Raw genomic sequence first — 13,630 nt, 5'->3', positions numbered from 1 at the left:
GATTATCATAACAATATCATTGGACGCAATTCGCTGTACTGGACGGGGGAGTATGGTTTGTATGAAAAGATGTACAAGGAATGGTTAGGCTTTCGGGCCACCACCAAGCCCGTTACTTTTCAGGCACGCATCGAACCCTATCATTTGGCAAGGTTGCAGTTTGGCAAAGCCATACGGATTAGAGGTGTGCGTTACCTTATCGGGCAGGTACGAATTACTTTGCCTATCAAGAAGACAGCCGAAATAAAATTATACAAACTGTAAATCAATTATTTATCTCTTGCTTAAAGTGTTGGTTTAAGTCCGCAATTGCGGATTTTTGCGGACAATTGCGGACTTTTTTTTCTTTTCTTGGGCGTTGCCACCCGAAAAAGGGTGGCCGCTCCCTTGCAGACTTCGGCCTCTTGGGGAGGCTGCTTCGCATCTTTCAGGCAGCTAACGCATTAGCACGGTGTGGAAAACTTTTTTTCAAGACGTGTCACCCTTTTTCCCTTTGGCAAACGTCTTGTATAGAAATAACAAAAAATATTTATGAGATACTTTACTAAAATTGCCATTGCCCTTACTCTTGTGTTTGGGGTAGCTAATGCCTACGCTGGAGGTAAAAAATGTACTGGTTCGGCCTCTTGTTCGGCCTGCAAAAATTGTAGCGGCTGCAAACATTGCGCTAAAGATAGTGGTACTTGCGGGGTTTGTTCTTCAAGCTCAAGCACCACTACCGCAACATACCCAACAACAACCACCAAGAAATATAAATCATCAACTAAAAAGAAATCTACAACGAAGAGGAAGTAAATGAAAAAGCTGTTATTCATTGCCCTATTTTACTCTTTTAGTAGTTATGCACAAGAATTAGAAGAAAGTAAAATAGACGAGTTTACTGGTACAGTAGTAAAAAGAACTACTTGGGAAAAAATATCATCGCGGTTTACTGCAAAAACATTTTTTCGCATCTCTCGACTGGATACATTATATATGCTCGACTGGAAATATTCCAGTGATTATATCTTTGGTGTAGCTGAAGGTTCTAAACTAATGTTAAAACTTGAAAATGATAGTATCTATACCCTCATTAACGTAAGTCCATCGGTTGCATCAAGGGGAGGTGGCAGGCCTGATTTTTGGAGAGGCTCTGTAGGTTTAAGCGATGACTATGGTATAAGTACCAGCTATGTAAGTATTAATGACCCAACATTGGCAATACTAAAAAAGCATAAAGTTGTAAAATTTAGATTTTATACAACTAAAGGGTACATAGAAGAAGATGTAATGGAGGACTCTACCCATAGAATTGGCAGGGGTGTTAAAATTGTGCATTTAAAAGACTAATAAAACAAAAGGCCGCCCCGATATTGGGACGGCCTTTTGTTTCTATTCTTCTAATTTATCCAGAGCCTTAGATAGGCCTTCTAAAGACATTTCAGCATAGTATTTTTGTGTAATAGTAACATTCGTATGCCCTAACATCGTGGATACCATATCAATACTTGCACCCCTGACATTCAACAACTCAAAGGCTTTGGTATGTCGAGCCTTATGGAACGTAACGGATTGCCCTGTAATTTGCCGTATCTTCTTGATTGTAAGTAATATCAAATAATATTGACTCCTAAAACTCTTGCTATTATAGTCAAGATACGTTTGCCATTTATATTCATGTTTTGCCCAAACACTTTTGGCTACATCAGTTAATTCTGTCCTAATTAATGATTTGCTTTTTTGCCGACGTGCTACTATGTATTCGCGCGTTCCATAAGCCACTATATTTTCTTGGCTTACATTAACACAATCCGAAAGAGATAAACCTGTATAGCACGCAAATAAAAATAAATCAACATAAGGCATTAACTTAGGTAAAAACCCCTTATAATCAATAATTTGATTGATATGCTCTGGCTTTAGATAACTGAGCTTCTCCCCTTTTTTACGTAAAATTTTAACCCCTCGTAATGGATTTTTCTGGATTATTCCCTCTTCCAGTGCATACACTACAACCTGTTTTATGCGCTGAAAATACACGCTTGCAGTATCCGTATTGCGTTTGGTGAATTGCGATAAATAACTCATTACAAGCGGCCTAATCTCATAAATATTCGTTGAATATTCTGGGTGTGAATTAGCAAAACGCTCAAAACGAAGTAAATACACGTGCATCTCTCCTATTTGCCTCGCAATTCTGAAAAAACACAGATTAGGTTTTACCTCCGAAACTTTTAGTAATGTACCTTCTGTTTGAATGACCTTTACCCGATTACCTTTTTTGCGAGTAATGTACTCGGTTTTAATATCATTGGCAGTGAGCGTCTTCTGCGACAACGACAAAAACGTATGTATGTCTTCAATAGCTTTTTTCGCCAAAGCAATTTGACCTTGCACAACCGACGAGCCGAGAGCTTCAGGCGTACATACTAAACCCAATGCAAAATTGCCTGACTTCTTACCATCAATTATCACATAGGCACAAACGGGAGCTTCTCCACGCTTATTGGTTTGGTCGGTTCTGTGAAATACATAAACCGTCATTTTTTTTGCTGATTATCAACATTGTTTGTTCTTGTTAAAAAGTTAAACATTTACAATGTTAATAAATTAAGTAAGTAAAATTAGTGAGTAATGAACAACAAACTAACTATCAGTTAGTTGCATTACATCGCTGTTTACTAATGACTGTATTTCAGTGTATTAAAACTTAGATTGATATTTTGAAAGCAAATCACAACACGTGGTTCTGGACGGTGAAAAATCAGGTAAGTTGTTGCAATATCACATTTGTTAATTTTGAAAGCAAATCACAACTAAATTACGGCCTGTTGCTTAAAGCTAAATGTTGTGGCAATATCACATTTGTAAATTTTGAAAGCAAATCACAACTTCTATCGTCTTCCTGTCAGAACCTAAACAGTTGTTGCAATATCACATTTGTTAATTTTGAAAGCAAATCATTATTCGCCTTTTTCAAAACTATAAAGTTCTTTGTTTAATTCCGCCAACAATTGCTGTTCGGTCGGCAAATATAACTTGTATTGGCTGGCCACGATTTGTTTTTGGCCTGCGGGCAGCGAATAGCGCACGACGGCATCGTTTTTGTCAGCGCAAAGCAAAATCCCGATGGTCGCGTTTTCGTGCGGCAACTTCTCTACGCGGTCGTAGTAATTGACGTACATTTGCAACTGTCCCAAATCTTGGTGCGTGAGCTTGGCCGTTTTGATTTCGATAATCACAAAACACTGCAACAGCCGATTGTAAAACACCAAATCCACGAAAAAATCATCGCCTTCGATGTGAATACGTTTTTGCCTTGCCACAAACGAAAATCCGTTGCCCAACTCCAACAAAAACTCTTGCAAATGCGTAATAATGGCCGTTTCCAAGTCTTTTTCATAAAAAGCACTTTCGCGCCGAAAACCCAGAAACTCCAAAAACATCGGGTCTTTGATAATCTGTTTGGCATCGGAGGGCAACTGCTCGTTTTGGGCTACCGCCAACACGCTTTCTTTGTCGTTGCTGACCAACAGCCGCTCGTAGAGATTGGTATAAATTTGCCGTTCGAGTTGGCGCACCGTCCAGTTATTTTTGACAGTTTCGGCCATATAAAAAGTGCGTTGGTCGTGGCTGTCGAGGCGAAGCAAAAGTTTGTATTGGCTCCAGCTCAATTGCGAATACAGTGTGTTCGCAATTGGGAAAGTGCGGTAAAACTGGCGCATCAACTCTACTTGTCGTTTGGAAAAACCGCTGCCCAGTTCGGGTTCTAAGGCTTGCGCAATATACGCCGTCAGGTGCTGGCCATAGTCGGCGCGGTCTTTGCCTTGCTGCTCTTCCCGAAAAATTCGTTCACCAATAGCCCAATACATCAACGTCCGTTGGTGGTCTATCGTCCGAATGGCTTTTTCCTGCGACTGCGCAATAATCGCTTTTATGTCCGTAATAATGGCCTGATGATGGAGCATTTTGTATTTTTGGTTATGCCGCGCAATCTACCTGATTTTTGGAAAAAGTGTAGCGCAAGTGTATTGTTAGAATGGCAAAAACTCAGTCGAAAACGCAAAAAAGCTCCGTTTGGGAGCTTTTTTTGTCATTCTAACATTGCACACTAAATCCTGATTTACAGCTTTTTATAAGCTCCTACGTTGTGGCAATATCACATTTGTTAATTTTGAAAGCAAATCACAACTTTGTCGGCTATCAGCCACTATTTTCCGAGGTTGTGGCAATATCACATTTGTTAATTTTGAAAGCAAATCACAACAGCATATTCAAACGCTACGGCTATGAACGGTTGTGGCAATATCACATTTGTAAATTTTGAAAGCAAATCACAACTGGTTCGTTTCGTTTTGAAGAAAGCACCATGTTGTGGCAATATCACATTTGTAAATTTTGAAAGCAAATCACAACAACAAGACACCTACCACCCACATTACCACTGTTGTGGCAATATCACATTTGTAAATTTTGAAAGCAAATCACAACTAGGCACTGAAATACTCTTGCTTATTTTCCGTTGTGGCAATATCACATTTGTAAATTTTGAAAGCAAATCACAACTGTTTCGGGTGCTGGTGCAACATTTACAGCGTTGTGGCAATATCACATTTGTAAAGTTAATTATTATTCCTTAGAAAGCATCATTTCTTTTTTTTCTGTTCCGTGATGCGTTTTATTTCTTTGAGCAACAAGGGATAAGCGGGTTCGGCCATCTGGTGGTCATAGCCTTGTAGTTCGTAGAGCGTGGTGGCCGTATGGCCTTTGAGCTGCATCATACGCGCCATGTAAGCATTTTCTTCGTATCTGCCGAGTAGTTCTTTTTCGCGGTCGCCCGTAATGAGCAAAAGCGGCGGCGCATCGGCACGCACGTGGTAGAGCGGCGCGAATGTGTCTATTAGCGGTTGTTTGTCGTCCATGCCGCGTTCTTTGCGTACCGTAAAATGCGTGATGCACTGCGGACTAAAAGGAATCAGCCCCGCGATACGGTTGGCATCTATACGATGGCGTGCCAACCACTGTTTGTCCAAACCCAGCATTAAGTCCAGATAGCCGCCCGCCGAGTGCCCCGACAAAAAAATAAGAGACGTATCCGCGCCCAATTGCGGCATGTTCCCGAACACCCACGCCACAGCGGCGGCGGCATCTTCTATGTACACGGGAGCTTGTACGTTGGGGTGCAGCCGATACCCAACACCTACCACCGCACAGCCTTTTTCTTTCAGGTACTCTGGGATTTCTTTGCTGCCGCCCGTCAGTCCGCCACCATGAAACCAAACAATTGTGGCAAAACCTTTTTTGTTTTTAGGATAATAAATATCCAAAACGCAACGCTCTGTTTTATAAACATCTGTTCCGTAAGTGTTTGCAGGATAATAATGAACGTTGGTTTGGGTTTGGTAACTGTTTTGTGCCCAGCCCGTCAGTGCGGCCAGTAGCCACAGCCCTACTACTAAAAATATTCGTTGCATAGTGTTATTGAAAATATTTGGTGTTAAAATTTCTGCAAAATGCGAAATATACAAACAAAAAATGCGATAAGATTCTGTTACAAAACCTTATCGCATCGAAAACTATCTTATAGTTGAGAATAATTATACTTTCGGACGGAATGTTACTTTAAATTCCATTTTCAATTTGAAATTGATGGGTGTAGTCGTTGAGCTACCCGAAAAATACACTTTGTATTTTGGTGGTTCGTTCTTGAGCAATGTTACTAAATAATCTTTCGTAGCATTATCCATCGTAAATTCTTTACGCACGCCAACACTACTTTTTACATCAAGGTTGGTGATAGTACCAAGTGTCTTTTTGTTGGTAGTGTCCGCCCCAACGCCCGAAATAGAAGCCGTTGCATTAACGACTTGGCTTGTGGCCGTAGAATTATTCTCCGTAACGGTATAATACACATTCTGAATCGTTACAGAACCAATATTGTTTTTATACTTTTCGAATTCGGAAGAAAGCGTGTTAATGTCATACTCCGCGCTTTGATTCAAAGTAGCGTTAGAGCCGCTCACCGTCAGGGTCACGGGAATGGTCGCAGGAATATCTACGGGAATTTCATCTTTGGAGCAGGTAGAAGCCGTACACATAATAGCCGCCGCCCACAAAAGTGCTTGCTTTTTCATAATTGTAAGTAAATTAAATGTGTGAGATACAGCAGCGAATTTACAAAAAACCGTTAATTAACATAATTTTTTATTCGAAAAACAAAAACACCCAATAGAGGCAATCTGTGTTATTTTTTATTGAGCAAATCCAGATATTGACCATAACCTTCTTTGGTCATGTCTTGCTTGGGCACGAATCGCAACGACGCGCTATTGATGCAGTAGCGCAAACCGCCTTTGTCGGTGGGGCCGTCGTCGAATACGTGTCCCAGATGCGCGTTACCTGTTCGGCTGCGTACTTCGGTGCGTACCATGCCATGCGATTGGTCTTTGTTTTCCTGAATGAGTTGCGCGGCGATGGGCTTGGAAAAACTTGGCCAGCCACAACCCGACTCAAATTTATCGGTGGACACGAAAAGCGGCTCGCCTGTGGTAACGTCCACGTAAATCCCTTCGCGGAACTCGTCCCAATACTCGTTTTTGAAAGGCCTTTCTGTTTCCGAGTGCTGTGTTACTGCGTATTGCAAAGGCGTAAGTTGCTGCTTGAGGGCGGCGTCTGATGGTTTTTTGTACGACATGGGCTTTTTAGGATTTTGTTGTTGCTGTTGTTGTGTTTGGGGAAATGAGGCGTGCGTGCTACAAGCCGCTTGCGAGGCCAAGCCGCCACCCGATAGCGTGAGCCACAGCCCCACAGTAACGGACATGGCGCAGCATCGGAGGCCGAAAATTTGTTGCTGATATTTTTCTGGGGGTTGCGAATACATAATCGTTACGATTTAAAAGTGATCCCTTTTTTGTGAATATAGTCGCACACAAGCCCAAATCCTGACAAATTATCCAAAAATTTTGTTTCTTTTTTCAATAAAAAACAAACAAAACACTCATTATCAGTATATTACAAACAAAATGCGACAAGATTTTATAGAACCTTGTCGCATTTTTGCATGTATATAACACTAACGCTCAATTATTGAGTCGGAAATATGCGATTTTGAATTTAAAAATTGTTTAGCCTATCTGTTCGCCCATTCTTCCTTCATTTTCGCCTTAAATTCAAGAAATTCCATATCAGAATCTGGATCAAAATGCCCAACATTATCGCCACTTTCTAGATAGTCGAAATAATTATAATGTTGCGTATCCTCAGCATCATACATATAACATTGTATCGTGATGCAAGTCGGGCCACTGGCATTCGTATTGTGCAACTTATGGGTTTGGTTCTGTGTTGGGCTAATCCAAAGAATATCATCTTTTTCAAAAGTTTTATTCCCCATAGGTTTTTCCGCCCCCAAAAACGGATATAATGTTACATTGATTTGACCATACAAAACCCTAATAACGGCATTGGCATTGGCGTGGTTGTGAATAGGCGAATAACAATCTGGCGGCCAAATTTCGAGCACATACGGAACGCCAGGAGACTCGCCACCGTTTTCACCCAACGTAATACGCAAATATACTTGATGCGGATTAGGATGATCTTTATCAAATTCGGTAGCCTTTTCTTTGAGTTTTTCGTGCGCCCAACAGCCTGGTGTGGCGATAGAATACTCAATTGCGTCTGAAAAATCAGGGAAATCACTATCATTTAATATAAAATTGCTTCCCGCAATATTACCATACAGCTTTTGCGATACGGGGTTAAGATTGGCTACGGGCAAATACTGATTTGCGGCAATGTCGCGCATCGTGAGCTGATCCATTGCCTTCACTTTGAGAGGCAACGTGCTAATTACTGGGTCTCTAAGCAATCGTAACGGATACAAAAAGCTCGGATACTGAATTTGTTTTATTTCTTGCAAAAAATCTCGTGTTTTCTTTTTGAGTGTTTCGTCTTTTTGTTCCTCTTTCGTCAAAAATTCATATTCAAACGCCATTGTTTCTTTTCTCGCCTCTCCTAACCCTACTCTAAAATTAAAGTTATGACTATCAAGGCTTGCCCAATAATATGCGCCTTCTTGTATTGTCAATACGCTTGCTGTTTCTGCGAGTAGTTTTTCTGTTTCCAAATCATAGAGTTGCGTGCCTGACGGCGTAAGAAGTAAGCGTAATCCTGATTTTGCTTTTTCAGGGCTATTAAAAATCAATTCGGCTGGTTCTGAGGCTTTTCCATCTGCAAAAAGAAAAACCCCTTGCCCCTGTACGATAAGCGTAATTTCTTTGGTTTTAATACCCTCTCGCTGATTAGCACTTACTTGCGGATGAGGAAAGACAAGCTCCTTAGGCTTGTTGTTAGTTTTGTTTGCGTATGACATAATGTTAAATAAAGTGAATATAATATTATCAATAAAAACAGATGAAGACCCTTGATTTGTTATACATATCCAAGAACAATCATTCTTAGTCAAATATCTATACAATTTTTAACAAAAAAAATAGTAATTTATAACTACAAGCCCATGAATAGCATAAAATATTTATGCTACTTTTTTTAAACAATTCCTCTATTTTTACCGCGACAAAAAAACATGTACTAATCTTAACATACCCATGAAAAAAGCGATTCTACCCGTTCTTCTATTTGCCGCCCATGTTTCATTTGGGCAAAGTGTTATTGGCTCTATCAATACTGGTGCTGTATCGAGTAACAATATGGTTTTCTCGGTTGGCGAAGTGTTCGTTATCCCCACCAACCCCAACGAAGCCAATTCGGGCATTATAGGGGCATTATCACGTATCGAATTTGCGGTGGTAGGCACAAAAGAACAGCTTAGTTCGGCGAGCATGAACGTATTTCCGAACCCAACCACAGGTTCTATTGTGTTCCAAAGTCCTGAAAATATCCCGTTCAAAGAGGTATTTATTTTTGACAATGCAGGCCGCCTTGTGATGCAAAAAACCAATCAGGGCACACCCATAGACCTTTCAGGCCTTGCCAATGGTCTATATACAGTCAGTACCGACAACAAAAAAATTAGTTCGTTCAAAATCGTAAAACAATAACCATGAAAAATCTATTTACAGCCATAGCGGCTCTACTTCTCCTACATTTCACCGCAACGGCTCAAGTTCCCCAAAGCATTAGTTATCAAGCCATTGCATTTAATACAAGCGGCGCACCCGTAACAAACAGCAACGTAAGTGTAAGAATTAGTATTTTGGATAATTCGGCTACAGGCACAAGCATTTACACCGAAACTCATACCAAAACCACCAATGCGCAAGGTCTTTTCAACCTCAACATTGGACAAGGGACAGCCCTCTCAGGTACGTTTGCAACTATTAACTGGAGCCTTAATACAAAGTTTTTGAAGGTAGAATTAGACCCCAACGGCGGCAGCAATTACACTTCCGTTGGTACAAACCAACTAATGAGTGTGCCGTATGCGCTGGCGGCGGGTTCTATTGCTTCTAACGTCAGCATTGCCGAACAGATACGCACCGAACCCAAAACAAACTTTGGATACCAAGATTCAGACAATCACACATTGTTTGCGTATAGTGCCAAAACGGGCACTTGGGCATCTCAATCCTACAGTCCACAGGTTGCCTCTCAGTCTATTCAACATCATAATGGGCATTTTTATTTTGATGATTTTCAAAACAATATATATTATATTTTCAATGGAAAGGCAGGAACGTGGCATAGCCAATCATACGCAGTTCCTCAAGGTTATCCTCTTTCAAATTTAAGCATAGATACTGTTACTGATAATTTTTGGTTTCAAAATTACTATAACAATACGTTTAATGTGTTTAATATCAATACGAATACATGGTCTTCTCAAGCATATACCTTACAAGGCGGCAGTTACCCTCCAAATTTAAAATTTTTAAATGGGGATATGGCATTTCAAGATAGTGATGCGTACAAAATGTACGCTTATAGTGCAAAAACAGGTACTTGGACATCTCAATCCTACAACAATACCACCAATAATATGTATATATCATTAAGCACAAGCGGAGGCGTTTTTAACTTTAGAAACATGGAGGAAAATAAATTATACATATTTAATTCTGTTACAGGCACATGGTCTTCTCAAGCATATAACTTACAAGGCGGTGTTTACCCTCCAAGTTTTATTATTTCCATTATGAAATAAACATTTACCACCTTTTTTAAAACAAAAAAGCGGCCAAATACTTCTTATGAGCATTTGGCCGCTTTTTGTTTTTACTAAAATATCCTTAGAAACGCATCAACACACGCGCATTGACAAACCGCGCCGACAGCGTATTGGGAATAGCGTATTGAGTGTTATAATAATCTTTCACCCACATATACGAAATGGTATTTTGTGCGCCCAACAGGTTGAGGATTTCCAACCCCAACGATACGGTATCAAAATATTTCCCCATTTTCGCGGACTTGTCGCGCACGGCAATCACTTTCGAGAAACCAATATCCACGCGGCGGTATGGCGGCGAAGAAAATACTGCACGTTGGTCTATGTTGTTAGGCACACCAAACGGCAAACCCGTCCCGACCACCAAATTTAGATATACCTTCGCCGACGGATTGTTGGGCAAATGGTCTTGGAAAAATGCGCCCAGCGTAACGCGTTGGTCGGTTGGTCGGCGAATAAATCCACGTTCGCCAGTTTTCACCAAATTGCCATTCGCATCGTATCCGTGCGTAGAATCGCCATCTATATTTTCGCGCGTACTCATAATACCTAAGCTAAACCACGACTCCGCCCCTTTCACAAACTCGCCGCCTACCCGAAAATCTGCACCCGTAGCATAAGCCACGCCCATATTGCGGGCGTAATAGCGAATCCGCACATTGTCCACGTCGTAAGGAATAAGATTGGTAATGTATTTGAAATAAACTTCGGACGTAAATTTAAACTCACGTTCCCACATCATAAACTTAAAGTCCAGTCCGCCAATGACATGATACGAAGTTTGCGCCTTAATATTAGGGTTCAACACGCCGTTTTGGTCGCGCATTTCTCTGTAAAATGGAGCTTGTTGATACACACCTACCGCCGCTTTAACGATGGCATCGCGCTTAGGCCAGCGCGGACGGTACGAATATTGCACACGTGGACTTACCAACCATTGTTTGTTATAGCTCCAGAAATTAGCACGCACACCATAGGTAAATACACTACGTTCTCCGCGAATGGTATGTTGAGCATAAGCACTGAGGCGATAAGTATTCAGGTTATTTTTTGTTTTTAAAAACTCTGTAATATCCACATAATCAGCCGAATCAATAAAATTATACTCATACAATTTATCTTTGATAGATTCGAGCGATGCGCCTACGCCATACTCAAAATGATTCATGGAATCGGGGTCGTAGTAATTCCTGTTCAAGAAATTATAAATCGTGGCATCAAGGTCATTGCGGCCATAGTTGTAATAACTACCTGCACCACGTTCAAACACGCATTCATTGAAATTGGATTTACTGGGGTCGGTTTCCACATCACAAATATTATAAACGCCTTCCACGTCGAAGCGTTCGCGTTCGCGCGTCCAGACACCCGACAAGATAAAATCCATTTGGGATTTGCGGTTATGGCGATGCGAAAGTTTTAGGCCAGACTGAAGCGTAGCATATTCCATAATTTCTTGCCCGTCAAAATCTACATACAAGCGCATCACGCCGCCTTGCAACGAACCAAACGTCGTTTTACGTTCCGTAGGACGCACCAAATAACGATTATGCGCATACGACATGAGTACGCCAAGCGTCGTTTTGCGACCTTTCAAACTATCCAATCGACGATTTTCGCGGTTGCGATTCCGCAAATCCGTGTTCACATAGGCCTGAAAATCCATGAATTTTGGAAAATACTCGCCCTTCGTTTCCAAACCTTTGGTTACTTCTGTGCTAGAGAAAAGATATTGAGCCGTTTTGCGGCGTACCCCAGCCACCACCGACACGCGACCACCCGCAAGGCTGGTTTCCATGTGTGCCGATTGCGCCAATAGTCCCAAAGTAGCACTGCCCGCCGTGCGCACAGGTTCTTTATAATCAATATTGAGCACCGAAGACAATTTGTCTCCGAAACGAGGCTGCCAGCCGCCCGACGAAAACTCTACATTTTTCACCAAATCGGGATTTACAAAACTCAAACCTTCTTGCTGTCCCGAACGCACCAAAAACGGCCTATAAATTTCTATGTCATTGACATACACCAAGTTTTCATCAAAATTGCCGCCACGTACCGAATATTGCGAAGAAAGTTCGTTGTTGCTCACCACCCCTGGCAGCGTAGCCAATAGGCGATTAAATTCCCCAAACGGCGAAGGCAATACTTTACTGTGGCGTGGGTCTAAAGTGGTCAGGCTGACTTGTTCGCGCTTTTCGGTGTAGTGCTTGGTCTGTACATCCACCGTAGCCATCAAGCTACTATCTTTCAGGCTGATTTTAAGTTCTTTAACTTCTCCATTTTTCAAAAAAACCGTTTGGCTATAAGGCTTAAAACCCACCCGCGACACCAACAACACAAGGTTTTGGCCTGCTGGAACACTGAGTTCAAAGGTACCGTTTTCGGCGGTATTTGCCCCAATTTTGGCGTTTTTGATACCCACCGAAGCAAACGGGATAGCCTGTCCGTCGGGTTGGGTAATCGTGCCTTTAAGCGTGGCCGTTGGCTGCTGCGCCACACAGAAATTGACTGTAAAAAGAAGTACTCCGACAAGGAGCGCGAAAGAGCGAATCATCTAAAAATATAATCAGGTAAACTAAACTTATTCAAAAAACACAAATGTAGGGTAATTTGTCAGAAAATGAAGCCCAAACCAACCTAAGTTGTAATGTTAAACGGAGAAATAAGGCATTTTGGTATTTTTACCAGCAATATAATTTGGGTGCAAATGGCGGTCTTTTACGTCATTTTTTTACCTTTGTGCGCTTAATTATTTTCGTTATGAATCCTATAAATACCTACATAGAACACACCAAACTCAATCCGACACTTACCGACCGCGATTGCGAACAGCTTGTACAAGAGGCGATTACGCACCAATTTGCGGGTGTTTGTATTCCGCCGTATTGGGTAAAGAAAGTACGCCGCGATTTGGGCGAAAAATCTAATATTCAATTAGTTACGGTAATTGGCTTCCCGTTGGGCTACAATCGCACGGAAGTAAAACTCAAAGAAGCCGAACTGGCCTTACACGACGGCGCAACAGAACTGGACATGGTACTCAATGTTTCGGCGTTCAAAACAGGCGTTGCTACTTGGATAAAACCCGAAATAGCACAATTGGCCAAACTTAGCCATGAAGCGGGCGCGATGCTTAAAGTAATTCTTGAAACGGCCTACCTGACCAATGAGGAAATCGTGACGGCTTGCCGTTGGAGCGTGGATAGCGGCGCGGATTTCGTCAAAACTTCTACGGGTTTTGCTCCCGCAGGTGCTACCGTCGAACACATCAGACTCATGCGCCAAACCGTCGGTACGCACGCAGGCGTGAAGGCTTCGGGGGGCGTAAAAACTGCCGAACAAGCCTTAGCCATGATAGAAGCGGGTGCCGACCGCATCGGGACTTCGTCGGGCGTATCCATTGTTATGGGCTTGCAAGAAAGCAGCCAATCTGCGTACTAATCGCCTTGCATTTAGCAAACG

The 13,630-nt window shown here is 41.8% G+C and carries 13 protein-coding genes and 1 CRISPR repeat array; of the genes, 5 read left to right on the top strand and 8 right to left on the bottom strand.

Features of this window, described 5'->3' with window-relative positions; all coding sequences use genetic code 11:
• The coding region (locus BM090_RS18475; RefSeq protein WP_177199964.1) for a hypothetical protein at positions 1–264 on the top strand (264 nt) is incomplete at its 5' end.
• A 326-nt stretch (positions 265–590) separates the two neighbouring features.
• Here the strand turns inward: BM090_RS18475 and BM090_RS15430 are convergent.
• Complete coding sequence (locus BM090_RS15430) at positions 591–815, bottom strand: hypothetical protein (RefSeq protein ID WP_091515430.1); 225 nt, start codon at positions 813–815, stop codon at positions 591–593.
• Between BM090_RS15430 and BM090_RS15425 the strand changes: the two genes are divergently transcribed.
• Positions 796–1,329: a hypothetical protein gene (locus BM090_RS15425; protein ID WP_091515426.1), complete on the top strand. Its 534-nt coding sequence runs from the start codon at positions 796–798 to the stop codon at positions 1,327–1,329. The genes BM090_RS15430 and BM090_RS15425 overlap by 20 nt on opposite strands.
• 42 nt (positions 1,330–1,371) lie before the next feature.
• Here the strand turns inward: BM090_RS15425 and BM090_RS15420 are convergent, their stop codons facing one another.
• The 6 genes from BM090_RS15420 to BM090_RS15390 all read right to left on the bottom strand — a co-directional run bounded on the left by BM090_RS15420 (position 1,372) and on the right by BM090_RS15390 (position 8,353).
• Positions 1,372–2,523, bottom strand: a complete 1,152-nt coding sequence (locus tag BM090_RS15420) for a tyrosine-type recombinase/integrase (protein WP_091515423.1) — start codon at positions 2,521–2,523, stop codon at positions 1,372–1,374.
• 419 nt (positions 2,524–2,942) lie between these two features.
• Positions 2,943–3,947, bottom strand: coding sequence for a PDDEXK nuclease domain-containing protein (locus tag BM090_RS15415; protein ID WP_091515420.1), 1,005 nt, complete (start codon positions 3,945–3,947; stop codon positions 2,943–2,945).
• A 178-nt stretch (positions 3,948–4,125) separates the two neighbouring features.
• A CRISPR array of direct repeats spans positions 4,126–4,545; the repeat unit is 45 nt; unit sequence GTTGTGGCAATATCACATTTGTAAATTTTGAAAGCAAATCACAAC.
• A gap of 80 nt (positions 4,546–4,625) precedes the next feature.
• The gene (locus BM090_RS15405) at positions 4,626–5,453 is read right to left on the bottom strand and encodes an alpha/beta hydrolase (protein ID WP_091515459.1); all 828 of its coding nucleotides are present in this window, start codon (positions 5,451–5,453) and stop codon (positions 4,626–4,628) included.
• Between the two features lie 123 nt (positions 5,454–5,576).
• Positions 5,577–6,113: a hypothetical protein gene (locus BM090_RS15400; RefSeq protein WP_091515414.1), complete on the bottom strand. Its 537-nt coding sequence runs from the start codon at positions 6,111–6,113 to the stop codon at positions 5,577–5,579.
• A 110-nt stretch (positions 6,114–6,223) separates the two neighbouring features.
• Positions 6,224–6,859, bottom strand: a complete 636-nt coding sequence (gene msrB, locus BM090_RS15395; RefSeq protein ID WP_177199963.1) for a peptide-methionine (R)-S-oxide reductase MsrB — start codon at positions 6,857–6,859, stop codon at positions 6,224–6,226.
• Between the two features lie 249 nt (positions 6,860–7,108).
• The gene (locus BM090_RS15390) at positions 7,109–8,353 is read right to left on the bottom strand and encodes a cysteine dioxygenase (RefSeq protein ID WP_091515409.1); all 1,245 of its coding nucleotides are present in this window, start codon (positions 8,351–8,353) and stop codon (positions 7,109–7,111) included.
• 235 nt (positions 8,354–8,588) lie between these two features.
• On the opposite strand from BM090_RS15390, the gene BM090_RS15385 reads away from it, so the two are divergent.
• Positions 8,589–9,041 (top strand): T9SS type A sorting domain-containing protein, encoded by a 453-nt coding sequence (locus BM090_RS15385; protein WP_091515406.1) that lies wholly within the window; start codon positions 8,589–8,591, stop codon positions 9,039–9,041.
• Positions 9,042–9,043: 2 nt separating this feature from the next.
• Positions 9,044–10,144: a hypothetical protein gene (locus BM090_RS15380; RefSeq protein ID WP_091515403.1), complete on the top strand. Its 1,101-nt coding sequence runs from the start codon at positions 9,044–9,046 to the stop codon at positions 10,142–10,144.
• 85 nt (positions 10,145–10,229) lie between these two features.
• Here BM090_RS15380 and BM090_RS15375 read toward each other — a convergent pair whose 3' ends face one another.
• Positions 10,230–12,722 (bottom strand): TonB-dependent receptor, encoded by a 2,493-nt coding sequence (locus BM090_RS15375; RefSeq protein ID WP_091515401.1) that lies wholly within the window; start codon positions 12,720–12,722, stop codon positions 10,230–10,232.
• A gap of 206 nt (positions 12,723–12,928) precedes the next feature.
• Here BM090_RS15375 and deoC point away from each other — a divergent pair, with 206 nt between their 5' ends.
• Positions 12,929–13,609 carry a deoxyribose-phosphate aldolase gene (gene deoC / locus BM090_RS15370; RefSeq protein ID WP_091515398.1) on the top strand — a complete coding sequence of 227 codons (681 nt, stop codon included), beginning with the start codon at positions 12,929–12,931 and terminating at the stop codon, positions 13,607–13,609.
• Positions 13,610–13,630: the final 21 nt, after the last annotated feature.

The sequence above is a fragment of the Flexibacter flexilis DSM 6793 genome, from assembly GCF_900112255.1.
GTDB lineage: Bacteria > Bacteroidota > Bacteroidia > Cytophagales > Flexibacteraceae > Flexibacter > Flexibacter flexilis.
The sequence above is the reverse complement of the archived record's forward strand: the minus strand, read 5'-3'. Positions and strand labels throughout refer to the sequence as shown.